The organism is Actinoplanes lutulentus, from assembly GCF_003259845.1.
Classification (GTDB): Bacteria; Actinomycetota; Actinomycetes; order Mycobacteriales; family Micromonosporaceae; genus Actinoplanes; species Actinoplanes lutulentus.
In genome coordinates this window covers 166112-192109 of record NZ_QLMJ01000010.1, presented here as the reverse complement: position 1 = coordinate 192109, position 25998 = coordinate 166112, and the positions used below count along the sequence as shown (strand labels likewise).

Annotated in this window: 18 protein-coding genes; 8 read left to right on the top strand and 10 right to left on the bottom strand. The window is 66.2% G+C overall.

The features are described from left to right. Positions 1-6: 6 nt before the first annotated feature. Complete coding sequence (locus B0I29_RS22245; RefSeq protein ID WP_375790616.1) at positions 7-966, top strand: D-alanine--D-alanine ligase family protein; 960 nt, start codon at positions 7-9, stop codon at positions 964-966. Between the two features lie 553 nt (positions 967-1519). Here the strand turns inward: B0I29_RS22245 and B0I29_RS46850 are convergent. The 9 genes from B0I29_RS46850 to rpmH all read right to left on the bottom strand — a co-directional run bounded on the left by B0I29_RS46850 (position 1520) and on the right by rpmH (position 14552). Next, positions 1520-2386 carry a hypothetical protein gene (locus B0I29_RS46850; RefSeq protein ID WP_245972685.1) on the bottom strand — a complete coding sequence of 289 codons (867 nt, stop codon included), beginning with the start codon at positions 2384-2386 and terminating at the stop codon, positions 1520-1522. A 5840-nt stretch (positions 2387-8226) separates the two neighbouring features. Then, positions 8227-9339, bottom strand: a complete 1113-nt coding sequence (locus B0I29_RS22230; protein WP_111650967.1) for a ParB/RepB/Spo0J family partition protein — start codon at positions 9337-9339, stop codon at positions 8227-8229. Beyond that, complete coding sequence (locus B0I29_RS47490; protein ID WP_375790626.1) at positions 9336-10400, bottom strand: ParA family protein; 1065 nt, start codon at positions 10398-10400, stop codon at positions 9336-9338. Before B0I29_RS47490 ends, B0I29_RS22230 begins: the two co-directional genes overlap by 4 nt. Before the next feature lie 807 nt (positions 10401-11207). Further along, positions 11208-12059, bottom strand: a complete 852-nt coding sequence (gene rsmG / locus B0I29_RS22220; RefSeq protein ID WP_181557920.1) for a 16S rRNA (guanine(527)-N(7))-methyltransferase RsmG — start codon at positions 12057-12059, stop codon at positions 11208-11210. A gap of 2 nt (positions 12060-12061) precedes the next feature. Continuing rightward, the gene (locus B0I29_RS22215) at positions 12062-12637 is read right to left on the bottom strand and encodes a Jag family protein (protein ID WP_245972673.1); all 576 of its coding nucleotides are present in this window, start codon (positions 12635-12637) and stop codon (positions 12062-12064) included. Between the two features lie 98 nt (positions 12638-12735). Next, positions 12736-13764, bottom strand: a complete 1029-nt coding sequence (yidC, locus tag B0I29_RS22210; RefSeq protein WP_111650965.1) for a membrane protein insertase YidC — start codon at positions 13762-13764, stop codon at positions 12736-12738. A 1-nt stretch (position 13765) separates the two neighbouring features. Beyond that, positions 13766-14023 carry a membrane protein insertion efficiency factor YidD gene (yidD, locus tag B0I29_RS22205; RefSeq protein ID WP_111650964.1) on the bottom strand — a complete coding sequence of 86 codons (258 nt, stop codon included), beginning with the start codon at positions 14021-14023 and terminating at the stop codon, positions 13766-13768. Next, positions 14020-14376: a ribonuclease P protein component gene (rnpA, locus tag B0I29_RS22200; protein ID WP_111650963.1), complete on the bottom strand. Its 357-nt coding sequence runs from the start codon at positions 14374-14376 to the stop codon at positions 14020-14022. Before rnpA ends, yidD begins: the two co-directional genes overlap by 4 nt. Before the next feature lie 38 nt (positions 14377-14414). Beyond that, positions 14415-14552, bottom strand: coding sequence for a 50S ribosomal protein L34 (gene rpmH, locus B0I29_RS22195; RefSeq protein ID WP_111650962.1), 138 nt, complete (start codon positions 14550-14552; stop codon positions 14415-14417). Positions 14553-15108: 556 nt separating this feature from the next. Here rpmH and dnaA point away from each other — a divergent pair. The 6 genes from dnaA to B0I29_RS22165 all read left to right on the top strand — a co-directional run bounded on the left by dnaA (position 15109) and on the right by B0I29_RS22165 (position 22796). Then, positions 15109-16980, top strand: a complete 1872-nt coding sequence (dnaA, locus tag B0I29_RS22190; protein WP_111650961.1) for a chromosomal replication initiator protein DnaA — start codon at positions 15109-15111, stop codon at positions 16978-16980. 1089 nt (positions 16981-18069) lie between these two features. Next, positions 18070-19203 carry a DNA polymerase III subunit beta gene (dnaN, locus tag B0I29_RS22185; protein WP_111650960.1) on the top strand — a complete coding sequence of 378 codons (1134 nt, stop codon included), beginning with the start codon at positions 18070-18072 and terminating at the stop codon, positions 19201-19203. A gap of 39 nt (positions 19204-19242) precedes the next feature. Then, positions 19243-20115: a phosphogluconate dehydrogenase (NAD(+)-dependent, decarboxylating) gene (gene gnd, locus B0I29_RS22180; RefSeq protein ID WP_111650959.1), complete on the top strand. Its 873-nt coding sequence runs from the start codon at positions 19243-19245 to the stop codon at positions 20113-20115. Positions 20116-20118: 3 nt separating this feature from the next. Further along, positions 20119-21249: a DNA replication/repair protein RecF gene (recF, locus tag B0I29_RS22175; protein WP_111650958.1), complete on the top strand. Its 1131-nt coding sequence runs from the start codon at positions 20119-20121 to the stop codon at positions 21247-21249. A gap of 328 nt (positions 21250-21577) precedes the next feature. Beyond that, the gene (locus B0I29_RS22170) at positions 21578-22165 is read left to right on the top strand and encodes a DciA family protein (protein WP_111650957.1); all 588 of its coding nucleotides are present in this window, start codon (positions 21578-21580) and stop codon (positions 22163-22165) included. A 175-nt stretch (positions 22166-22340) separates the two neighbouring features. Further along, positions 22341-22796, top strand: a complete 456-nt coding sequence (locus B0I29_RS22165; RefSeq protein ID WP_146616858.1) for a hypothetical protein — start codon at positions 22341-22343, stop codon at positions 22794-22796. Positions 22797-22846: 50 nt separating this feature from the next. Here B0I29_RS22165 and B0I29_RS22160 read toward each other — a convergent pair whose 3' ends face one another. Beyond that, positions 22847-23413 (bottom strand): hypothetical protein, encoded by a 567-nt coding sequence (locus B0I29_RS22160; RefSeq protein WP_111650955.1) that lies wholly within the window; start codon positions 23411-23413, stop codon positions 22847-22849. 530 nt (positions 23414-23943) lie between these two features. Between B0I29_RS22160 and gyrB the strand changes: the two genes are divergently transcribed. Continuing rightward, the gene (gene gyrB, locus B0I29_RS22155) at positions 23944-25896 is read left to right on the top strand and encodes a DNA topoisomerase (ATP-hydrolyzing) subunit B (protein ID WP_111650954.1); all 1953 of its coding nucleotides are present in this window, start codon (positions 23944-23946) and stop codon (positions 25894-25896) included. The last annotated feature ends 102 nt before the right edge of the window (positions 25897-25998 follow it).

Below are 25998 nucleotides of genomic sequence, written 5' to 3'. Positions count from 1 at the left end.
ACCCCTATGGGTACGCGTGACGAGTTGCGGATTTTGGTGCTGGCCGGCGGTCTCTCCTACGAGCGGGACGTGTCCCTGCGGTCCGGCCGCCGGGTTCTGGACGCGCTGCGTTCGGCGGGCCTGACGGCCGAATTGCACGACGCCGACGTCTCGCTGCTTCCGGCTCTGCAGGCCGACCCGCCCGACGCCGTGGTGATTGCCCTGCACGGCGCCACCGGCGAGGACGGGTCGCTGCGCGGGGTCCTGGACCTCTGCGGGATTCCGTACGTGGGCGCCGACGCGCGCACGGCCCGCCTCGCGTGGGACAAGCCGTCGGCGAAGTCGATGCTGCGCGAAGCAGGTATCCCGACGCCGGACTGGGTGGCACTGCCACACGACCGGTTCTCCGAGCTGGGCGCCGTGGCGGTGCTGGACCGCATCGTCGACCGCCTGGGCCTGCCCCTGATGGTGAAACCGGCACAGGGCGGCTCAGGCCTGGGCGCAGCCGTGGTCCGCGACGCCGCGGACCTGCCGGCGGCGATGGTGGGCTGCTTCGCGTACGACTCGACCGCGCTTGTCGAACAGTTCGTCACCGGCACCAATGTCGCCGTCTCGATCATCGACCGGGGCAACGGCCCGGAAGCACTGCCGATCGTCGAGATAGTCCCGCGCGACGGGGTGTACGACTACGCGGCCCGATATTCGGCGGGCCTGACGACGTGGCACGTGCCGGCCCGGTTGCCGGCCTCACTTGCCTCGCAGGTGTCGGAGGCGGCGCTGGCGGCGTACAAGGCTCTGGGTCTACGCGACCTGTCCCGCATCGACGTGATCGTCGGCGCGGACGGCGAGGTGCAGGTGCTGGGCTGCAACGTCTCCCCGGGGATGACAGAGACCTCGCTGCTGCCACTGGCCGTCCAGGCTGCCGGGGTGGATCTGGGTGAGGTCCTGAGCGGGCTGGTGGAACAGGCAGTGGGCCGCACCGCCTGAAGTTCCGGTGAAGTGGTTCAGCGAAGCCCGGTCGTCGTTGGTGACGCCGGGCTTTTCGCTTGCCTGCTCGCTTCTATGCGGTAGTCGCCGTTGCTGAGAGGCCTCCCAGGCGTTCACCACTCGGGCCATCTGTTCCGTTTTCTGAGACGGATCACAAAGCGATCGTGGTCCCCAAAGATCTCGCGGTTCCAACGAGTGTGTCGAGTTCGGGTTCGGTACGCGCGAACTGACAGGCGCTCAGCCTCATTGCGCGTTGCGCGTTGCCGTGCTCGTCGGCCTTCGCGGTTCGATGTTTCCCGTGAAACATGCCGCCGGCGACCCGGTCTGACGAAGCGGTGGCCAAAATCCGGGCGTTGCACAGCGGTCTGCAGCCTCGCACGGGCGTTGCCTCGCGATCCGGCCCGGAGCCTCACAGGCCCTTCGTGAGCCCGCTTCCCCACGCTCGGGTCGGGCTGAAGCCTGGGACTGTCAGCCGAGTCAGCCGAGTCAGCTGAGCCAGCTGAGCCAGTTGGGTCTGCCGGGCCAGTTGGGTCTGCTCGGTCTGCTGAATTGGTCAGGCTGGCTGAGGGTTGGTGGGTGACTGGGGTGCGGCTGCGGTGGGCGCTTCGGGTAGCGGCGCCGTTCGAGAGTGGGGCTCTGGTTCGGCGTCCGGCGCCGGGTCACCTTGCGGAAGCGTCGAGCCGACGACTGTTTGCGGGGTGTCCGAGGGCGATTCGGTTACGCGTACCCCAGAATCAGCCGCCGCCGAGGCGGCCTCGATGTCACCAAGGGTTTTTGGCCGGCGGTTTTCGTCGGCGTCCGTGTCCTGCGCCGCGGCGGGGTTTGTGCTCGTAGGGGTGGGGGCCGCGAAAGTCCCGGCGGACTCCCACTGGATGTGAGCCGGTTCGGCGTTCGCCTTGCCGCCGAAGTCGGCGAGCCAAGCGGCGACGTGGGCGAGGTTCTCGCGCCACTGGGACTCCGGGATGACCGGCAGGAGATCGTCCCAGAGCGAGAGGAACGTGCCGCGGAGCTGCAGGCGCCCATAGGGCCTAGCGAGGAACCACATGTGGAGATGCGCGGAACCATCACCCCATCGGTTGACGTGCACCCGCGCCACGCCATCGAGCGAGCGGATGGCCCGCTCAAGCCGGACGGTCATGACGCCGAGCTCTGCGGCCAGCATGTTGGTCAGGTCGCCGATGTCGAAGTGCGAACGGCACTCCAGGATCAAAACCATCGGCAAGCCAGTCGGGCGGTCCATCGCCCGGACCCGCCATCGCTCACTAACCCAGATGTACGCGTCGTCGTGCGTGCCGCAGGCCACACAGTCCGACGCATCCTCACCGCTTCGCGGCGGCTCAACCTCCACGGGAGGCGCAAGCTTTTTGACCCGCATGTCCCCCTCAAAGGGGAAAGACGGCCAACGTGTGAAGTCAGGCAGGGGGGCGGTGTTCTCGGACACGACGTGACCTTAGCCCAGCTCAGGAGGGGCTGTCCTGGGTCAATTTCGCACGACGGAGGGACGCCTTTCCACCCGCCCGAGCGGGGTTGGCACTTAGACAGGCGTAACGCTGCCACTCTCCCCGGATGCATCCCAAAGTTATCCACAGAAGTTATCCACAGGCTGCCGCGTTTCACGTGAAACGCGACGTAGAACGCTTGTAGACCCTGTGGATAGAGCGGTGGACGAAGGTGACGGCATCGGCGATGTTTCACGTGAAACGGGTTGAACGCGTTCGTCAACAGGCGTCACGCACAGGTTGTGGATAGTGGCGTTGGCGTATGCGCAGAGAGGGGCGAGCGTCACTTTCGAGGATGGCTACGGAGGGTGGTGGTCGGGGTGGGTCTCGGGTTGCGGTGATCCACCGTTTGGAGGTCGCTCGACGGTGGGAGACCTGTTTCACGTGAAACGGGCGAGGCATCGGTGTGTCGCTAAATCTTGTGCTTGGTCGTTGCCGGCGCGGTGGAGAGTTAGGCATCCCCGAAGTGGTCGGCTGCCGGGCTTAGTCGGGGTGACCCACCGCCGAGGGCGGGTCGGCGCGGGTGTTGGTCGGCGCGGGTGTTTGGTCGGCGCGGGTGTTGGTCGGCGCGGGTGTTGGTCGGCGCGGGTGCTGGTCGGCGCGGGTGTTGCTTGGCGCGGGTGCTGCTTGGCGCGGGTGCTGCTGGCGCGGGGACCTTGGCCGCGTTCTCTGCCGCCATGTTTCACGTGAAACGCGAGAGTGACTTGCATCACGCTGCCGCCGTTTGAGGGACCGGCTGGGCAATGACGGCTGCGATCGCTCGCCGAGCATCGCCGGCGCCTCTCGGTCCATGCCCAAGGGAGCACCACGATGCCGGCCTAAAGTCTCGTCCCGTGGCCCCCGGCGCGTTGTCCAAAAACGTTCACCGGGTTAGCGCCTACTTCACGGGCAGCGGATGGGCCAGGCGCTGGGTGTAGCAGCGTATGCGCCAAGACCGCCGCCATCCGCGCGCCCAGCTGCGGATCTTGTTGACTCTCACGGATACGTGTCCGCACAACTCTTCAAGGTCGAATAGGGCTGGCCGATGCTGAGCAACCGCACTGGCGAACTCCATCGCGGGTCAATCACGTTTCGTGGGCCCGGCAACCGTTCGTGGTCAACGCACCGGGCGACAACGCCCTCGAGAGACCTGGAGTGGCGGTTCCACAAGCCGGCTTCGGCAAAAGCGATCTACGCAACGCTCAGCTCAAACTGACGGCACTCGCCCGCAACCACCGGGGACCAAAGGTTCCAAGGGTGAAGCACGCCAAGGCACCAGTTGATAAATCGGCCAGCCGACGGCAGCTCGCCATGTACACCTTTGCGCTTGCTGGACTGACCCGGGCCGGCGCCTCGTAACCCATCGCAAGTCGGCCCGACTCCACCGAACACACAGAACTCCAATCAACGCCGATCCCGGTTCCCGAGGCCCCGGGCCCCCTGGGCGCGGGTCGGAGCGCGGGCGCGGGTCGGAGCGCGGGCGCGGGTCGGAGCGCGGGCGCGGGTCGGAACGGGCGCGGGTGCGGGGTGCGGGGCGCGCGGGGAGCGGGGAGCGCGGGTGCGGCTTCCCATCAAGTTTTCAGGAGTCGGCCGGATTGGCTCCAATCGGGCTGATGCCCATGCTCCTTCGACACTGACGCGGGACGTCGATCAGGTAGCCGCAGGTCGACGGATCCGGTCATCCCCATCGTTGTGCCAAACGATCGCCGTCCCGAGCTCCTGCCGTCAGCCCACCCAGTCGGGGCCTAGCCCAGCCTCCAGTCGAAGGCCATAGGGATCGTCAACACCCACGACCGATGAGACATCGGGGATGGCGCTGCTCAGCAAACAACCCGCCTCCTGCTGATCTGAACCACGGCCGTCGGGAGCGCTGCACGGCCAAATTGGCCTCGGCTCCAGGAGCTGGTCACCGACCCCGAACCGCACCCCCGGTTCAGGCACCGACGGTCTGCGGCCTGACTTGACCAATGTGCCGGCTGACGAACTCGCCTAGGTACACGCACGTCGCACGCCGCCGAAGAGCGCGGGCGACAGACACCCGACCATGCGGGTCCAGGCACCGCCACCCGAACTGCGTGCCAGGAAAGCCCGCCCAATCCGAAGTAGGCCGGGGGAAGCCTGCCCCTCCGCCGGCTTACCCACCACCAGCCAGCAGACCATCCACCAATTTCGGCGCCTGACGATGCTCCACCCAAGGAGCAGACAAGGTTGCCTACGACGTTCCCGGCCGGAGTACCTCGGGCGCAAGACTCACCGAGGACCCACCTGGCTCAACCTCGCTGACAGCCGGGAGGGGCAGCGGCTGCCTCTAGGAGCCCGGCCACGAGAGCATGGCGTGGCCGATAGCTCGAGGCAGTAGCCGACACCGCGGACCTCAAACCCGGGCTACGGCGCATGGCACGACCCCGTCGTAGCTACCAAAACTCGACGTGATGCCACCCCTGCCGATCCCAGTCGTCCCAGTCGTGCATCCAGCCCGAACATAAGGGAGCCGATTCAGATAGGTGCTACCGCCCATCCCGACAAGGCCAAGGCACTGAGACCACCAGACTCCAAGGCGGCGGGGCGGGCAGTACGCGGCGAAGGCATCCTCGTCGCAGCCTGTCGAATACCGGCATGGACCGCAGCATCAAGTAGAAGCCCGTCTGCCCGTTGACCGATACCTCTTTCCTAGCCGCCATGAATTCAGGTGGGCCCGCTACGCGCAGGCGTCCAGGAGGGCCTCGGGGGAAGGACGCAGGCGAGGCGAGGCGGCGTGCACCGGTGCCGGGCGGACGGAAGGCGGCAGCGCCGGGCGGGGCAATGAACGACGCTGAACGGAGGGCTAGGCGGCGATTGCAGGGGCGGGAGGGACGAGCCGGCGGGCAGACGAGCCGGCGGGCAGGAGGGCAGACGGGCATCGAGACGGTCAAACTCAGTGGATGACAGCGAATGACCGGGTTTGGCAACTTCGCTCCCCAACGGCCTAACGCGGTGCCGAGCGCCGACGTACATGCGACATGACGTTGTCCTGCCATCAGGCTCGGTCCAGGAGTCAGCGCGATTGCCGTCGGGTGCTCGTTTCACGTGAAACATCGGGATCGCGAAGTGCTGTGGATCCGCCCCGGAACGGAGGGCTGCCAGCATGCCCGAGCACAGCCCTACCCGTCTCAACAAGCTTCGCGCAAAACGCGGACGCCTCAAAACGGCCCGGGCCGGAACTGAGGTCGGCTGCCAGCGCCCCGCCCTCGCCCGCCAGGGGTTGCCCGTCTGCTGGGCCGTTCCTTATCGCCGCCACCGTCAAGGCACGACATCGCTGCCATCGTTGAGGCACGACGTTAGTTCGGCCGAGCTACAGATGCGGTCAACAACCAGGGGCCGGCCACCCTGCTACAAAAAGCTCCAACCCGCGGACACACGGCCAGTCCTCGGGACGACTCACACCAAACGAAGGTCTCACCAGAAGGTTCGGCGACGCCAGCCGTCGAACACGCCGGAGCAGTCAGTCTGAACGCCCGAACTCTTGGACCGGGACTGCCGGGCCAGTTCACAGATCACCCACCTGGCTGCCAAGAGCTACCGCGGGTCTGAACTATCCCGGTCTCAGGCTCCAGCCCACCCAGGATCGACTCGCGACCACGCACCGCAGCACGACGACTCGCGACCACGCACCGCAGCATGAAACTGCGCGGAGCTCGCCGATACCCAAAAGTTCGATAGCCCTAAGGACCAACAGCCTGGATGAGACAGAAGGCTGAGAGCCGAAACCGACCGCGCCACCGCGCCTCCGGCTGCTCCGACATCACGGCCGCTCGCCGCCGGCCACTCGCCATTGCCTCCTCCTCGCCCGCATCCGTTGTCCGGACCCCAAGCGCTCCGGCCTATGCCGGCGCGGACTTGGGACCCACTTTCCAGCCGAGGCAGCGAGGGCAGGGCCCGGACCAAAACCGGCCCTGCGGATAGCGAACCGGCTGTGGATAGCAAACGGGCGACCGCCAAGCTACCCATCGCAGCCCCGTCACCCAACGCGCGGCCGTCACGCGATGCCTGCAAACCCGCCTCGTCTAGACCGGCCCGTTTTCCGCTGTTCAATCAAGACCGAGACGAACACCGCCGACACCTGCTACCCGGACCTAGCGGGGGGCGGCCGATTCCTCAACAATCGCTGTCCCCGTTTCACGTGAAACATGACGAGCGCCGACAGCTCCAACACCGAGCGGCGAGAAACCACGCTCCGCATCGCGGCCACAGAAGAACGAGGCGCGACAACAAGGACCGATCAGAAACCCAGGGCAAGGATGACTCGCCACTCCATCGCTTCCAAGGAGCGCAGCCCGCCAACTCTCCGTTCGGAATCAGCCCCAAAAGAAGACCCGAGACGACCACTGGCAGCGGGTCCAATCGCCGCCTCCCGTGACTAGCGATGTCCACCATCGGAAGCCTGAGAATCTGCACTTCGATAGGCAGTGCATCGCGGGCAGCGCAATAACAGTGCCTCGTACTCCACTACGGCTGACCCACTCACGGCTCACAGGTCGGACGCGCCAGCCGTCACCAACGAGAAGAGGGCTGCACTCTCGGCATCACATGCGCCCGCGTCTTGCATGGACAGGTTGGCCCCGCATCAGACCGCCCCCGATGCGCGCAGACCTCCATCCGGCCAAGCGCAGAACCGCCTGCCTACTGATGGGAGAGCCGAACCCGCCCCGCCTGGCGTAGGACCTACGCCTACTCGGACGTCACCACCGCTCAGCGTCCGTTAGCCCAGCCGGCTGATGCGACTGGGCTAGATCCGCACCGCACCTTGGCCGCCGCCCCCGACCTTCCAGCGCGCGCCCAAATCTCGCCAGGGCAGGCCGGTCATCATCGCGACCCCGTGCCACCGAAACTGTTCATCGGCCTAAGCAAGCCAGGCGCCCAAGGAACCCCGAATCGGAATTCCACGAGGGCGAATCATTCCGACCTAGACCCATGCCTGGCTGAGGGTGTCTAATCGCTAGCCCCTGGCCCTAGTCCTGGCCCAAGGGCACACCGGGCGGCGGCCAGCTTGCCGGCTAGTCCCGGATTGAAGTCGGAGCCAAAGCCACGTAGGCCCAGGAACACCTAGCCCACATCCACGCTAGGCGAGAGGCGCTGCAGACGACGTGTTGTCACCGCAGGGGCTTGCCAGTCACAGCCCTCGCCTCCGCGATTCCCCACCTCTGCACCCTCGACCCGTCACGGCCTGATGGGACGACGCCTCAAACTGGCAAGGCCGCGAAGAAAGTAGAGGAGGGACGCGGAGCAAGAAGCATGCCACCCGAAAGAAGAAGTGAGGCAACGCGATAGATACCCCGACCCCAGCCGCAACAAGAACCACCACCGGTCGAAGACTCGATCGTCACGCCCGACCAGAGGGCCCAGGACGAGACCCTTCCACCAGTCGACGCTCACAGCGGCATAGGGCAATGAGTAACCCAGACCGCGCACGCACGCGGCATGGTCAACACCAACCACGTCGACAGCAACGCCCCACCGACCGCAGCTCCGAGATCGCAAATCCAGGTCGCAAACAACCACCACAACCACGAAGATCACTCAGCTTTTGGAGAAGCCGACGAAACCCCCAAAAGCCACAATCCAAACGCCCCAAACCGCCTGCCCCACCCACCACAAAACCCCAGGAGAATCGTTCTGACAGAAGCCCCTGAAGCCCTTCTCACATCCAAGACCAACCCAGAAACGCCCCAAAAAACAAGGCGCGCTCCAAACTCGGCGCGCGCCCAACAAATCCAAAACCCAAACCAAAACCCAAACCCGAAAGCTACTCGCCCGACTCTTCCCCGCGAGCACCCTCATCCTCGACACCGATCATGCCGACTATCCGTTCCAAGTCATCCACCGTCGCGAACTCGATCGTGATCTTGCCCTTGTTCCGGCCGATATCAACCTTCACCCGGGTATCGAACCGATCTGACAACCGCTCAGCCAAATCATTCAGCGCCGGCGCATGCACCTTCGCCCGCCGAGCCGGCGCCGTCTTCTTGACCGGCCCGTCCGCGACAGCAAGCTGCACAAGCTCCTCAGTAGCCCGGACCGACAGCCCTTCAGCCACGATCCGCAGCGCGAGCTTCTCCTGCGCCTCGCTGTCGTCCAACCCGAGCAACGCCCGAGCATGCCCAGCCGACAACACCCCAGCAGCCACCCGGCGCTGCACCGGCGCCGGCAAATTCATAAGCCTTATGGTGTTGGAGATCTGCGGCCGACTACGCCCGATCCGCCGAGCCAACTCCTCATGAGTGGCCCCGAACTCTTCGAGCAGCTGCTGATACGCAGCCGCCTCTTCAAGCGGGTTCAGGTTCGCCCGGTGGATGTTCTCCAGCAGAGCGTCACGGAGCATCGCGTCATCAGGCGTACTCCGGATGATCGCCGGGATCGTCTCTTTACCCACAGCCTGAGCAGCCCGCCACCGGCGCTCACCCATGACGAGTTCGAATCGGCCATCGCCGACGTCACGCACCACGATCGGCTGAAGGAAGCCGACCTCCAGGATGGAGGTCTTGAGTTCCTCCAGCGCTTCCTCGTCAAAAACGTGCCGCGGCTGCTTAGCGTTGGGCTCGATCGAGGTGACCGGAAGCTCTGCAAACCGGGCACCAGGCACCGGCGCCAGCTCCACATCCGAACCATTCGAAACCGGCGGCGCAGAAACAGCGGGAACAGCAGAAGCCCCCGAAGAACCGGAACCACCCGAAGAACCGGAAACGCCGGAAGCGCCAGAAGCGCCCCCGGAAGGTGCCGCAGCCGGCACCGAAACCGCCACTGACTCAGGTACCGCCACATCCACCGAGGAAGGCGCAGCAGCCGGTTCAGCAGCAGGAGCCGTGGGGATCAACGCACCCAGGCCACGGCCTAGGCCACCCCGCGGACGGTTCTTCATGCCGTGCCTCCTGTGTTGACCCCACGAACTGCGATCTCAAGGGCGGCCTCGAAATAGCTGGTCGCACCCCGTGATCCCGGATCGTAGGTCATCACAGACTGTCCGTAGCTCGGAGCCTCCGAGACTCGCACGTTTCGGGGAATGACTGCGTTCAGAACCTTCGTCCCAAAGTGGTTGCGGACGTCCTGCTCCACCGCGTCAGCCAGCCGGGTCCGGCGGTCGTACATCGTCAAAAGGATGGTCGAGACGTCGAGCGTCGGGTTCAGGTGCTGCCGGACCAGGTTGATGTTGTTGATCAGCTGGTTGAGGCCCTCCAGCGCGTAGTACTCGCACTGGATCGGGATCAGCACCTCCTGCGCGGCACACAACGCGTTGACCGTCAGCAGGCCGAGCGAGGGCGGGCAGTCGATGAAGACGTAGTCGAACTTCTCCGGGTGCCCCGCGATCGCGCGAGCAAGGCGGGACTCACGAGCCACCACCGAGACGAGCTCGATCTCCGCACCGGCAAGGTCGATCGTCGCCGGCACACAGAACAGGTTCGGGATGCCCTCGACCGCCTGCGCGACCTCGGCCAGTGGCACGTTGTCGATCAAACAGTCGTAGACGTCAGGCACACCGGCGTGGTGTGGCACGTTCAAACCGGTGGAGGCGTTGCCCTGCGGGTCAAGGTCCACCACCAGGACGCGGTTGCCGTGCAGGGCGAGCGCCACTGCCAGGTTCACCGTCGTGGTCGTCTTCCCGACGCCGCCCTTCTGGTTGGCGACGCAAATCACCCTCGGGTGGTCTGGGCGCGGCATGATGATCTCGCCGCTCGGGTTGAGGATCTGCACAGCTCGCAACGCTTCCATGGCAAGGGGCGGATCGTCCTCATCCCCGCCCGGCGTTTCACGTGAAACATGCTCGTCCGGCCGAACGGGGACACCAGGAAGTGGAGCGCCAGGGGTAAGCGCAGCCGAGACGGAGGGTGGAACGCCGTAGTCATACGACGCCGATGGGCCGTATCCCCCCGCCCTGGGCTGCGGAACGTTTTGGTCGCCAGCGTGCAGTCCGCCCACGCTCACTCCCGACGGCCTGTCGAGAGGCGACTCGGTTTCACGTGAAACACCGTACTCATGCACCGCTATATCCCTGTTGGTTAGGAACGGGTTGGCCGGCAGAACGTGGGCCCCGGCAACAGAAATCCGGTCCACACTATCGACGCTCAGCCAGCCTACGGGTGTCGGGCAGGTGTTGCCATGGTCCGAAGTCTGATGAGTCGAGCGCAACGTCGCACCATCATCTGCCGAAGCATCTTTTGACCATGCCTCCCGGAAGACCATCGCCCCAGGCACGAGCCGCAAAAACCCCCCGCCATCGCCGCCGGCTTCCTGCAACGCAGGCTTCAAATCTCTGTTGGTACGCGTAACCGACCGCCACAAACGCATCGCAGCACTAACGCCAGCCCCAGGCTCGCCGTCCGCCCCGAAAACGTCGGCACCTACACGCCGCCCGGTCGACACGACTTCGGGCGCCACAGTGGCACTCAGGCCCCTCAGAAGACCGCCCGCACGCGAGCCCCCGGCTGCCACGGCCCCCTGAACCAATTCGACCACCGCCCCAGACGAAGGTCCGGCGGATTCTTGGAGAACCTCGTCCACAGCAGGCCAGATCAGAAACCCGCACACGACACGAGGACCAGCCGACAGTTCAATTTCGGTCAGGACGTCCCGCTCAACGGCGACAAGGTCACTCGAAGGCGCGACCGAAGCCCCCGAAAGAACCGAACTCTCAGGAGCCGACCCCCCCGAAAGAGCGGGATCAACCGATGGCGCGGGGTGCGTCTTCCGGAAAGGACGAAAAGCACGCTTCCGTGCACCCCGCTTGGCCATCTATCTCCTCCGCGTCTTCTTCCGCCCCCCACCGCGCTCAGCGGCCCGAGAGTTTTCACTCCGCGCCCGAACCGGTGACGGCTGGCGCTCTTTCACCACGTCCACCACCGTCGCGGGCGGTTCGATCAGTCCCACCCCGCAGAGCCGGACGGCCACTTCACCGCCGCCCAGGTCGGACAGCGCCTGCCCGTGTTCAGCGACCTCGTCGGCCGCCGAAGCACCCTTGAGCGCCAGCAGCCGGCCACCGACCTTCGCGAGCGGCAGGCACCAGCCGGCCAGCTTGTCGAGGGCGGCGACAGCCCGGGCCGTGACGATGTCCGCTTCGAGGTGGCCGGCGACCTCTTCGGCGCGGCCACGGATGACCATGACGTTGTCGAGGCCGAGTTCATCGACCGCCTCGTCGAGGAACGCGGTACGCCGGGCCAGCGGTTCGACCAGCGTGATCGCAAGATCAGGTCGGGCCACTGCGAGCACGATACCGGGCAAACCAGCACCAGAGCCGATGTCAACGACCGAAGCGCCGAAAGGGATTATTTCCGCCATAACGCCACAGTTGATCAGGTGACGTTCCCAGAGACGCGGCGTCTCCCGCGGACCGATCAGCCCCCGGATCACCCCGTCAGTGCCGAGCAGCTCCGCATAACGAACAGCCACCGGAAGCCGGTCCCCGAAGATCTCCTCCGCAACCCCCCGCAACTCATCAGGCGGAAGCGGAAATCCCGGGGGCAAGGCACCTTCCCCCGAAGAAGAAAGACCAGAAGAAGAAGGACCAGAAGAACGCGGGAAAGACGACGGCCCGGGCGAATCACTGCCCGGGCCGAGGTCACCCGCGCCGAAGCGTGGGTTCGTCACGATCAGTCCGCCACACGCACCACGATGCGGCGGCTGGGCTCGACACCCTCGGACTCGCTCTGCACACCCGGGATCGCGTTGACCACGTCGTGCACGCACTTGCGCTCGAACGCCGACATCGGCTCGAGGCGTACCGGGTCGCCGTGCTCCTTGACCTTCTCCACCGCGTTGCGGCCGACCGCGGCAAGTTCCTTGCGGCGGGCGGCGCGGTATCCGCCGATGTCCAGCAGAAGCCGGCTGGGAGAACCGGTGGCCCGGAAGATCGCCAGCCGGGTGAGCTCCTGCATCGCTTCGAGCGTGGCGCCGCGCTGGCCGACGAGCGGCTGAAGCCGGTCACCGACGACCTCGACCATCGGCCGGCCGGCCGAGACCAGCTCGTCGATGTCACCGTCGTAGTCGAGGATGTCCAGCAGCCCCTCGACGTAGTCCGCAGCGATCTCACTCTGGCGGAACAGGTCGCTGTCCGAGGCGACGCTCTCCGACTTCTTCGCCTCGGCCGGGGCCTCGGATTTCTCGTCGGCAGTGGCCACGACGGCCTCAGCCGGCTCGGCGGAAGGGGGAGTGCTGGTGTCGGTCACGGTCTCATCTCCGTTGTTTCCGATGTTTCCCGCAGAGCGGGGAGGTCTGTGGCGGTAAGGGGAGCGGTCCAGGCCCTGATCAGGGCCTGGACCAGCGATCATCCCTTGGGTTTGTTCGCCGGCCGGGTGCCCTTCTTCGGATTCACCGGTTTGGCGCCGGGCTTCGGGGCCAGGGCCTTGGTCTCGGCGACCGGAGAAACCGGCTCGGGCGCGGACTTACGACCGAAGAGCCCACCAGTACGCGCGGGCTGCACCGGGTTGGCGGCACCGGTACGCGAACCCGAGGATGCCGGACGGGCCGACGACGTGGTCGCAGCACCCTTGTTCATCTGGATCGGCGGGAACTTCCGGAGCACCCACTGCTGCTGGGCAAGGGTGAACAGGTTGTTCGTGACCCAGTAGATGACGACACCGATCGGGAACAGCGAGCCGGAGATCAGCAGCGAGAACGGGATGCCGTAGAGCATCAGCCGCTGAATCATCTTCTGCTGCGGGTCCTCGGCCCAGCCGGTCTTCAGGATCATCTGACGGCTGGTCAGGAAGGTCGTCGCCATCATGATCAGAACCAGGACGCCGGCCAGGACCTTCACGGTCATGGCATCGGCGCCCACGGCCGCGAGCTCGGCGGCGGACGAGCCGAACTTCGCGCTGATCGGGGCGTTGAAGAGGTGCGCGTTGGCGGCACTGTCGAACTGCTCGAGCGACCATCCGTACAGAAGCTTGTACTTCTCGGAGATGCTCGGGTCGAGGTGCTGGAGCACGTGGAAGAGGCCGAAGAAGACCGGGATCTGCAGGAACATCGGAAGGCAACCCATCAGCGGGTTGGCCTTCTCGGTCCGGTACAGCTCCATCATTTCTTTCTGGAGCGTCTCCCGGTCACCCTTGTGCTTCTCCTGGAGAGCCTTGACCTTCGGCTGCAGCGCCTGAATCGCGCGCTGGCTCTTGATCTGCTTCACGAAGACGGGGAACAGGATGATCCGCAGGGTCACGACCAGGAAAATGATCGCCAGGATCCAGGCCCAGTTGGTGCCGAGCACGCGGCCGTCGGGGATGCCGATGGCGTCCCACAGGGCATGCCACCGTAGGAGGATCCACGAGATGGCGTTGTAGATCCAGTCGAGACTCAATCTAAGCTCCAGTCACATCGGCAGGACGGTGACGGATCCGCTCAGGCACCGGGTCGTACCCGCCAGGGTGGAAAGGGTGGCAGCGCAGGAGCCGCCAGATCGCCAGGCCCGTCCCTCGCAACGCACCGTGCCGCGCCAGAGCCTCCTGGGCGTACGCGCTGCATGAGGGATAGAACCGACAGCGTGCCGGCAGCACCGGACTCAAGTATCGACGGTACGCGACGACCGCTGCGGTCAGGAGCCGGGCAACGACGCTCATCGAGGCCGCCGGGGTCTGCGAGCCGCCGCGATCGCCCCCTCCAGATCCGAGGCGAGGGTGGCGTACGCCGCCTCGGCGGAAGGCGGCAAAGCGCGAACCACCAGGAAAGCACCCTCGGGAAGCTCAGCAAGATGCGACCGGACCAGCTCACGTAGCCGTCGGCGAACCTTGTTGCGGATCACCGCGTTGCCCACCGCTTTGGAAACGACGAAGCCGGCGCGCGCCGTAGAGGCGAACGCCGGCTCCTCGATAAGCAGATGAACGACCAGAGTCCCGCGACCAGCACGGCGGCCACCGCGAATCGTTGCGGCGAAGTCAGTGCTACGTCGCAGTCTCTGTGCCGCGGCTAGCACGATTATCCGGTCATTCAGGCCTGCGCCAAGCGGTCGGATCAGGCCGACAGCTTGTCGCGGCCCTTGGTCCGGCGGGACGACAGGATCGCGCGGCCTGCACGGGTGCGCATGCGCAGCCGGAAGCCGTGGGTCTTGGCACGCCGGCGGTTGTTCGGCTGGTAGGTGCGCTTGCTCACGTCAGAACTCCGTCTTCGTACTACGTCCAGGGGGCATCGGGCTGCAAGACGCCACTTTAGCAGAACGCGGCGGAGCAACCGCCCAACCCTACGGAGAGGCCATCTCACGGTCAACCATATCCTTGGTCGGCACGCCGACAGGCGGGTCTGAACGACAGCCACCAGGTCTTTCCGCGCACAAAGTGAATCTTTTCCTGCAATCGGGCCCCGCACGGTCCGGTCTGCGGTTGTAGTCCACCTGTCACCGCTGTTAGCGTGCGCGGTTGCTGGTCTCACCGGGCCGTTCGCAGACCGTGAAGCGGCGGCCAAAACCGGACAAGCAGGTGGATCGTTCGCCACGGTGAGCCTGATTTCAGCCCGCGCCACTACAGGCTCCGGTAACTCTGCCGACCAATCCGGCCGGGAGCGGCCATCAGCAACGCCACGGGTTGTGGATAACCTGTGGATAGCCGGTGGCGCCGTGCGTGTTCAGCACGTTAGCTGGACACGGGTTGGACAGGCGGAAGGCCGGACACAAGGTCCACCGGGGGTCGGTGGCGATGGGGGTGGCGCGGCGGTGGCCGATCAGGTCGACCTTGGTGAGGTGTGGAAGGCGACTCTGGGTGAGTTGTCCGACGAGATCGCCTCACCGCAGCAGCGCGCCTACCTTCAATTAGTACGTCTACGGGCAATCGTCGAGGACACCGCTCTGTTGTCGGTTCCGGACGCCTTCACTCGTGACGTCATCGAGTCCCGGATGCGCCCGGCAATCACCGAGGCACTCACCCGCCGGCTGAACAGGCCGATACAGGTCGCGGTCACCGTTCGTCCTCCCGAGGACGGCTCAGGCATGCCCGGCCGGGTGTACGGCACTCCGATGGAGGCTGCCCAGCCCCAGGTGGAGCCGCAGCCCCGGCACTACGCCGACCCGCCGCGGTACAACGAGCCCAATCCGTACCAGCAGGAGCTGCCCGGTTACCCCGGCACCCAGCGCCCTCAGGAGCCGGCGTACCAAAAGGACTCGTACCAGAAGGACCCGTACCAGAAAGACCAGTACCAACAGGAGCAGTACCAGCAAGAGCAGTACCCGACCGGCTCCGCGCAGCACTCCCGCAACGTGCCCATCGCGCGTGACGGCCAGGAGGCGCTCTTCGCCGACCCGATGCCGCAGTCGCAGCAGCCGCCGCATTCTCTGAACCGTCCGCAGGCCCGCCAGATGGACAAGGCCCCGGATCCGGAATCGCCGAACGACACCGTCGCGCACCGGACCGCCGCCGACCAGTCCCACCTGCGCGACAACCAGCGGCGTCACGACCCGCGCCGCGACGAACCGATGCCGACGCGCGGCGACAACGGCCCCGGCCGTCCACAGGTCGACCTGCGTGGTCCCGGCTCCTCGCCGCGCCCCGGTGGCAACGACGGCAACCGGCTCAATCCGAAGTACATGTTCGAGACGTTCGTCATCGGCTCGTCCAACCGCTTCGCGCACGCGGCCGCCGTCGCTGTCGCCGAATCGCCGGCGAAGGCGTACAACCCGCTGTTCATCTACGGCAGCTCCGGGCTGGGCAAGACGCATCTCCTGCACGCGATCGGCCATTACGCCACCACCCTGGGGCACGCGCGCTCGGTCCGCTACGTGTCGACCGAGGAGTTCACCAACGATTTCATCAACAGCCTGCGGGACGACAAGACGCAGGCGTTCCAGCGGCGATATCGCGACGTCGACATCCTGCTGATCGATGACATCCAGTTCCTGGAGAACCGCGAGCGGACCCAGGAGGAGTTCTTCCACACCTTCAACACGCTGCACAACGCGAACAAGCAGATCGTGATCAGCTCGGACCGCTCACCGCGCCAGCTGGCCACTCTGGAAGACCGCATGCGCACGCGCTTCGAGTGGGGCCTGCTCGCCGACATCCAGCCGCCGGACCTGGAGACGCGTATCGCGATCCTCCAGAAGAAGGCCGCCCAGGAACGGATGTACGCCCCCGACGACGTCCTCGAGTTCATCGCCTCGCGCGTCTCCAACTCGATCCGTGAGCTCGAAGGCGCCCTCATCCGGGTGACAGCGTTCGCCAGCCTCACGCGCTCGCCGGTCCAGCTCTCCCTCGCCGAAGAGGTCCTCCGCGACTTCATGCCCGACGGCGCCGGCCCGGAGATCACCGCCGACCAGATCATGGTCTCCACCGCGGATTACTTCGGCGTCTCCCTCGAAGACCTGCGCGGGCACTCCCGCAGCCGGGTACTGGTCAACGCCCGCCAGGTCGCCATGTACCTCTGCCGCGAGCTGACCGACCTCTCCCTCCCGCGCATCGGGCAGGCATTCGGAGGCCGCGACCACACGACAGTCATGCACGCCGACCGCAAGATCCGGCAACACATGGCCGAACGCCGGTCGCTCTACAACCAGATCGCTGAGCTGACGAACCGCATCAAGCAAAACACCTAGATCTTTTGGGTACGAGTCCAAGGGCTCAACAACCGCAACAACGTGGCCCCTGCCGTTCGAGGCAGGGGCCACGCCCGTTTCCAAAGACATCGCACCCACACCGCCCACAGGGCCTCTGAGCCGCTTGTGCACAGCCCATAACCCCAGCTCAAGCGGCCGACAACCGCACTTGTCCACAGGGTGTGCGCAACGCACGGCACCGCACTGTCCTGGTTGATCAGCAACGGCCGCCAGCGATCATCGCCCCCGAGCCGCCGGACACCGCTGTACACAGGCTGCTCGCGCCACCTTGCCCACATACCCACAGGCCCTTAACCAGCGCCTATACCAAAACGGCACAGGTTATCCACCGCTTGTGCACCGCGTTGTCCACAGGTTATGCCCAGATCATCGCAGCTCAGCCCGCATATTGAAGCTTTTCGCAGAGCAAGATTGAGAGCCGGAACCGGGATGTTGTCAACGTCGGAACGGGTCGGTTTCGTGCCAACGTTTTCCACACTAATCCACAGGTCTCCACAGGCTCTGTCCCCAGACGGTGGATAACTGCTGACACCACAACCCACAGATGTGCATGAACCCTGTGGAAATCGATGTGGACAGACACGGACGGTCACATCTTTGTCCACCGCCTGTGGACGCCTGTGGATTTCCTGTTGAAGGTTCTGGGGACGACGACCCGGTAGCGTCCCAACGTTTTGCACAGGGCAGGGGATAAAACCGGTGGACAACCTGGGGACAGCCTGGGGACAGCGGTGGACAAACGCCCGTACGGTCAGCGACTGTGGACGAAGGCGGGGGTTTATACCCTGGTTATCCACCTGTGAATCACCGGTGGATAACCCTCTGACCAGGTGAAACTCGGGTTCTCCACAGAATCCACAGCACCGATGAAGACGACTAGTTATCTCTTTAATAGAGAACAAAAACCAATCATCAGCGTTGTGGAAGGTGTGGAGGGGTTCGCGAGAGCTCGCCGACCGTCCTGCTCGACTTCTCAGCACCGGGGTCGGGCGCACACGCAGAGCACCGGAGCCATAGAGTTTCAGTGGGGTCGAAGCCCCCGTAAGAGAAAGCATCGCGGAGGACAGCATGAAGTTCCGGGTGGAGCGAGACGCACTTGCCGACGCCGTGGCCTGGACAGCCAAGAGCCTGCCGAGCCGGCCGTCGGTTCCGGTGCTCGCCGGCGTCCTGCTGCGGGTCACTGACGGGCGGCTGCAGGTCTCAGGGTTCGACTACGAGGTCTCGAGCCAGGTGAGTGTCGAGGTTCAGGCGGACGCTGACGGCGCCGCTCTGGTCTCCGGCCGCCTGCTCGCCGAGATCACCAAGGCACTCCCCGGCAAGCCGGTCGACATCGCGGCTGTCGGTGCGCACCTCGAGCTCGTCTGTGGCAGCGCACGTTTCACCCTCCCCACGATGCCGGTGGAGGACTATCCGGCTCTTCCGGAGATGCCTTCCAGCACCGGCACCGTCGACGCCGCTACGTTCGCCTCAGCGGTCTCCCAGGTGGCCATCGCGGCCGGCCGGGACGAGACGCTGCCGATGATGACCGGCGTCCGCATCGAGCTGAACGGCACGTCGATGGCGATGCTGGCCACCGACCGCTACCGGCTGGCGATGCGTGAGATCGAGTGGAGCCCGGACGACCCGGACATCAGCATCAACGCGCTGGTCCCGGCGAAAACCCTGAACGACACCGCCAAGGCGCTCGGCCCGATCGGCGGCGGAGTCACCCTGGCCCTGGCGCAGGGCAGCGCCGGCGAAGGCATGATCGGTTTCGCCGGTGGCGCCCGCCGCACCACGAGCCGCCTGCTCGACGGGGCGAACTACCCGCCCGTCCGCTCGCTCTTCCCCAGCTCGCACAACTCCGACGCCCGCGTCGGTGTCGCCGCACTGGTCGAGGTGGTCCGCCGTGTCGCGCTGGTCGCCGAGCGCACCACCCCGGTGCTGCTGAGCTTCAGCGAGGACGGTCTGGTCGTCGAGGCCGGCGGGACGGAAGAGGCTCGGGCGAGCGAGGCGATGGAGGCCACCTTCACCGGTGAGCCGCTGACGATCGGCTTCAACCCGCAGTACCTGATCGACGGTCTGCAGAACCTCGGCGCACCGACCGCGGTGCTCTCTTTCGTCGACGCGTTCAAGCCTGCTGTGATCTCCCCCGCTGGCGAAAGCGGCGAAATCATCCCGGGATACCGCTATCTGATCATGCCGATCCGGGTAACGCGCTGATACTGAGCGAGGATCATTCGCACTTCTAGGGGGAAGACCATGCAACTCGGCCTGATCGGTCTCGGCCGCATGGGTGGCAACATGCGGGACCGACTGCGTGCATCGGGGCACGAAGTCGTCGGATTCGACCACAGTCCGGACAAGAGCGACGCCGCCAATCTTGCCGAACTGGTCGAGAAGCTGGCCACGCCGCGCGTGGTCTGGACCATGGTGCCGGCCGGCAAGATCACCGAAGACACCATCAACGAGCTCGCGGGACTGCTCTCCCCGGGCGACATCGTGATCGACGGCGGAAACTCGAAGTTCACCGACGACGGACCGCGTGCGGAACGTCTGAAGGCCAAGGGCATTCACTACCTGGACGTCGGCGTCTCCGGCGGCGTCTGGGGCATCACCAATGGGTACGCCCTGATGGTCGGCGGCGAGGCCGAGCAGGTCGCGCACTGTCAGCCGATCTTCGACGCGCTCAAGCCCGCTGGTGAGTTCGGCTTCGCGCACGCCGGCACGCACGGCGCCGGCCACTACGCCAAGATGATCCACAACGGCATCGAGTACGGGATGATGCAGGCCTACGGCGAGGGTTACGAGATCCTCCTGGCGTCCGAGCTCGTCCACAACGTGCCCGCGGTCATCAAGAGCTGGCGTGAGGGCAGCGTCGTGAAGTCGTGGCTGCTCGACCTGCTCGACCGCGCGCTGGACGACGACCCGACGCTCGCCAACCTCAAGGGGTACGTCGAGGACACCGGCGAAGGCCGCTGGACCGTCGACGAGGCTGTCCGCCTCGCCGTGCCGGCCCATGTCCTGGCCGCCTCGATCTTCACGCGTTTCGAGTCGCGTCAAGCCGACTCGCCCGCGATGAAGGCCGTTGCCGCACTGCGTCAGCAGTTCGGTGGGCACGCGGTCAAGCGCTGATTCATGCACGTACGCCGGGTCGAGCTCACCGACTTCCGCTCCTATGAGCGAGTGGCCGTGGATCTCGACCCCGGCGTGTCCGTGCTCGTCGGCCAGAACGGCATGGGCAAGACGAACCTGATCGAGGCGCTCGGTTACGTGGCCACTCTGGACAGTCACCGGGTGGCCACCGACGCGCCTCTGGTCAGGGCCGGGGCGACCTCCGCCGTGATCCGGTGCGCGATTGTCCACGATGGACGTGAACTGCTGGTCGAGCTGGAGATCGTTCCGGGCAAGGCCAACCGGGCCCGCCTCAACCGTTCGCCGGTGCGCCGCCCTCGCGAGGTGCTCGGCGCCCTGCGCATGGTGCTCTTCGCCCCGGAGGACCTCGAGCTGGTCCGTGGCGATCCGTCCGAGCGCCGTCGTTACCTCGACGACCTGCTCGTCGCCCGCCAGCCTCGGTACGCCGGCGTCCGCGCCGATTACGACCGGGTGGTGAAGCAGCGAAACGCCCTGCTCCGGACGGCGTATCTGACTCGCAAGGTCGGCGGCTCCCGCGGCCAAGACCTGTCGACGCTCGCCGTCTGGGACCAGCATCTGGCCCAGCACGGCGCCGAGCTGCTGGCCGGCCGGCTGGAGCTCGCGGCAGCCCTCGGCCCGCACCTGACCAAGGCATACGACGCGGTGGCTGCCGGGCGGACTTCGGCCGCGATCGCGTACGCATCCCGGCTCGGTGAATCGCTCACCGCCGACCGGACCGCGTTGCGGGAGGCCCTGCTCGCCTCTCTTGAGGAACGCCGCACCGCGGAGACCGAGCGGGGAACGACCCTGGTGGGCCCGCATCGCGACGATCTCACCCTCAGCCTCGGCGATCTGCCGGCCAAGGGCTACGCGAGCCACGGCGAGTCCTGGTCGTTCGCGCTGGCGCTCCGGCTCGCCGCCTACGACCTGTTGAGATCGGACGGCATCGAACCCGTGCTGGTCCTCGACGACGTCTTCGCCGAACTCGACTCGGGTCGCCGCGAACGCCTCGCCGCCCTGGTTTCCGACGCCGCCCAATTGCTGGTCACCTGCGCGGTCCCGGAAGACGTCCCGCCCTCGCTGCGCGGCGTCCGCTACGACGTCACCACCGGGTCGGTGATCCGTGCCGACTGACCACGATCGGACACCCTGGCCCGACGAAGAGTGGCCCAACGAAGAGCCCGACGTCCCTTACGAGCCCCCTCAGCTCTTCGGGGAGGCCCTGGGTGATCTTTGGGGTGGGTCGGGTTCGGGTGCGCGTCCGGCGGAGCGTGGAGCGCCCTCTGAGGGCGCGCGGCGTCCCGCCGGCGATGATCCCTGGGCGACAACCCCGGAGTGGAGGTCCAAGCGACCCGCCCCCGCCCGCGGACAAACCCGCGAGGGTACGCCCAATGCACAGCCTGTGGACAACGCAGCGGAGCCGCCCCGGAGACCCACCGCCAGCCGCCCTGTGGACAAACCTGTGGGTTCTGAAAAGTCCAGTGAATCCGCAGTTCAGAAGCCTGTCTCCGATGAGGTTAAGGCTGAGGAACCCGCTCTGCCGAGCCCGGATCTGGCCGGCCCGGAGCTGGCGCGAGCCGTTCTGGACGCGGCCCTGGCTCGCCGGCGGGAGTACGCGAAGCAGCCCAAGCGCCGCAAAACCGGCGGAGGCAGCGGGCGACGCCTACGCGGTTACTCCGGGCCGGGCCCGGACCCGCGCGACCCGCAGCTCTTCGGCGACATGCTGCAGCGGCTGATGAAGTCCCGCGGCTGGGAGAAACCGAAAGCCGAGGCGACCGTCTTCGGCTCGTGGTCGAAGGTGGTCGGCCCGGACATCGCGGCGCACAGCCGGCCGGTGAAACTCGAAGGCGGCGTCCTGACCGTCGAAGCCGAATCCACAGCCTGGGCCACCCAGCTCCGGATGCTCGCCGCCACCCTGCTGCGCAAGATCGCCGGCGAGGTGGGCCACAACGTGGTCACCAAGCTGAACATCCACGGCCCGGCAGCACCGTCCTGGAGCCGAGGCCCTCGCCGAGTGCAGGGCCGAGGCCCCCGGGACACCTACGGCTGACCACAGGCCGCAGCACCCGCTCAGCTCGACTACCGCCACCCCTGGCGATCTTGGCGAGTTTGGGCCGAAATGTGGTCGCAACTCGCCAACATCGATGGGATTGGTGCAACCAGACGCCGGGTTCGAGCGTCTGAGTTGCATGATCGTGCGACGGTTGGTGGTTTTGCTGCTTCTCGTGATCGGTCCGATACCGTTCGTGGCCGGACCGGCCTGGGCCTGCTCCTGCAAGGACGGCATCGGGATCGAGGACGCCGAGCTGGCGTTCGACGGCGTTGTCCGGACTGTCGAACGCGACAGCGGTCAGCAGCAGGTCCGGTTCGCCGTCGAGGCCGTCGCCAAGGGCGTGGCCGGCAACGAGGTGACGCTGACCACATCGGACAACGAGGCGTCCTGTGGATATCGGTTCGCCGAAGGCGGGCGGTACCGCGTTCTCTCCGTCGCCGGCACCACCTCGCTGTGCAGCGGCAACGAATTGCTGACGGCCAGCCCCATTCCCAGCCCCGGCACCCGCGCGGCGATCGGCAGGGTCGCCGACGACCGCGTGGCGATCTTCTGGACGGGTTCCGGCCTGGTCGCCCTCTTCGTCACCGTCGGCCTGGCCCTGCTGATCCGCCAGCCGAAGTCCCGCTGACCCGCTGCCCACAGGCTCGGTCTGAGCCTGTGGAAAACCGGCTGAACGACTCAGTAGTCGGCGAAGATGGCGAAGCCGCGCTCGGCGCAGCGGCGGTAGAAACCGGCCAGGATCACCAGCTCGGTGCGGGCGAAACTCCAGTGCGGGGCGTTGCCGGCGTCGTCGCGCAGCGCGGTGAGCCGGTGTTCGAGCCAGCGAAGCTGCTGGTCAGCCAGCCGTCCGCCGGCGATCGCAGTGCGCATGACCTCGGCGACGGTGTCGAAGGTGACCAGGTCGCCGAACTTGTCGTGGCCCTCGACGAAACGTTCCAGACCGCCGGCGATCCAGGCGCAGCCGTCCGGATCGATCACCGGATCCTCGTCCTCGGCGGCCGCGTCGGTGGCGTACAGGACGCCCTCCAGACCCAGCAGAAGATCGACAAGCTCGGTGTACGCGGTCGCGCGTACCGTCCCTGTCTTGGCGATGTGTAGCGCGAGCGCGCCGGTAGGCGCGGCGATCTCGGGTCGGTCGGCGATCGTTCCGAAGTCGACGAACTCGGCGGGCGCGACCGGGTCGTAGTACTGATTTGTCCGCGGCCAGTGCACGGCGACGTTGTCCAGGCCCTTGTCATGAGCCATCGGGGCCACCCCTCCTCGGACTGTCATGCGGCGCCTCCGGTGACACCGGCCCGCGCGGGCGAGGTTACGACACCAGCCCCTGCCGCTGTCGAGCAGTGTCGCAGTGTGTGCCGGTTAGGCACGGCAGGCGCGCCCGGCACTTCTGGCACCCGCAGCACTTGTCGTTGCGGTGGGCGGCAAGTCCGTGTAGGGGAACACGTGGGTAGCGACCCAAATCCCGCTACGGGACTCTCAGGCACCCGGAAGGGGTGCCGGACCCTCGCCAACTCGCGTCGGCGGAGTAGAATCGACAGTGACCGGGAAAACTGTGCTTGGCGGTGGAGGGCAACCCTCGTCGTTACGCTACGCGGTTTTCTCAGCCGATCACGATCCGCGGGCCGTCCGCGGCGACCGGCGCGCATGGTTTTACCGGTGGTCCGCTTCCCCCCCGCGGGTGTTTTCCCTGGTGAGACGTGTGCGCGCGGCCGCTGCCGTCGTGCCCGCCAACCCCGCTGCGGGGCAGACGTTCCGCAGCGAGAAAGTGGCCGAGGGTGTCAGAGAACAAGCAGGAGTACGGTGCTGATTCGATCACCGTGCTCGAGGGCCTCGAGGCAGTCCGCAAGCGTCCCGGCATGTACATCGGCTCGACCGGTGAGCGCGGTCTGCACCACCTCGTCTGGGAGGTTGTGGACAACGCCGTCGACGAGGCGCTGGCCGGATACTGCGACACCATCGACGTGGTCATCTTCGACGACGGCGGGGTTTCGGTCACCGACAACGGCCGTGGTTTCCCGGTCGACCTGCACCCGCAGCTGAAAAAGCCGGGTGTCGAGGTCGCGCTGACCGTGCTGCACGCGGGTGGCAAGTTCGACAACCAGGCCTACAAGGTCTCCGGCGGTCTGCACGGCGTCGGCGTCTCGGTCGTCAACGCGCTCTCCACCAAGATGGCCGTCGAGATCCACAAGTCCGGCAACGTGTGGCGGCAGAAATACGACTACTCGAAGCCGAGCGAGCTGATCAAGGGCGAGCCGACCGACAAGACCGGCTCAACCGTCCAGTTCTGGCCGGACCCGAACATCTTCGAGACCGTCGACTTCGACTTCCAGACGATCTACCGCCGGCTTCAGGAGATGGCGTTCCTCAACAAGGGACTGACCATCAGCTTCACCGACCTGCGGCCCACCTCGGTCGACGAGAACGGTGAGGCCCGCTCGGTCACCTTCATGTACGCGGACGGCATCGCCGACTTCGTGCGGCACCTCAACGCGACGAAGAGCGCCATCCACAAGACCGTGATCCAGTTCGACGCCGACGCCCCCGAGGAGGGCATGGCCGTCGAGATCGCGATGCAGTGGAACGAGTCGTACGGCGAGTCGGTCTACACCTTCGCGAACCGCATCAACACCCACGAGGGCGGCACCCACGAGGAGGGTTTCCGCGCCGCACTGACGACCATCGTCAACAAGTACGGCGTGGAGAAGAAATTCCTCAAGGCCGACCAGAAGCTCTCCGGCGAGGACATCCGTGAGGGTCTCGCCGCGATCATCTCGGTGACCTTGGCGAACCCGCAGTTCGAGGGCCAGACCAAGACGAAGCTCGGCAACACCGACATGAAGAGCTTCGTGCAGAAGGTCTGCAACGAGCAGCTCGCCGACTGGTTCGACCGCAATCCCGCGGACGCCAAGCTGATCATCACCAAGGCGGACCAGGCCGCACGCGCCCGGATCGCCGCGCAGCAGGCGCGCAAGCTGGCCCGGCGCAAGTCGCTGCTGGAGTCCGGTTCGATGCCGGGCAAGCTGGCCGACTGCCAGTCCACCGACCCGCGCGAGACCGAGCTGTTCATCGTCGAGGGTGACTCGGCCGGCGGTTCGGCCAAGTCCGGCCGGGAAAGCCGCATCCAGGCGATCCTCCCGATCCGCGGCAAGATCCTCAACGTGGAGAAGGCCCGGATCGACCGGGTGCTGAAAAACAACGAGGTCCAGGCGCTGATCACGGCGATGGGCACCGGCATCCACGACGAGTTCGACCTCTCGAAGTTGCGGTACCACAAGATCATCCTGATGGCCGACGCCGACGTCGACGGCCAGCACATTCAGACGTTGCTGCTCACCCTGCTGTTCCGCTTCGTGCGGCCGCTGGTCGAGCACGGCCACGTCTACCTGGCCTCGCCGCCGCTCTACAAGCTCAAGTGGAACAAGCGTGGCGACGACGCCCAGTACGCGTACTCCGACCGGGAGCGGGACGGCCTGATCGCGCTGCGTCAGCAGAAGAAGCCGAACGCGAAGCCGGACGACATCCAGCGGTTCAAGGGTCTCGGCGAGATGAACTTCCAGGAGCTCTGGGACACCACGATGAACCCGGACACCCGGACGCTGCGCCAGGTGACGCTTGATGACGCCGCCGTCGCGGACGAGTTGTTCAGCGTGCTGATGGGTGAGGACGTCGAGGCGCGGCGTTCGTTCATCCAGCGCAACGCCAAGGATGTTCGCTTCCTGGACATCTGATCCGGGGCCGTATCCACAGCGTGCAGGTACTTTCCACAGTGTTATCCACAGCATTTTGTCGGCTTTGTCCGAACTTGCCTGGAATCACCTTGAGTAAGGGTT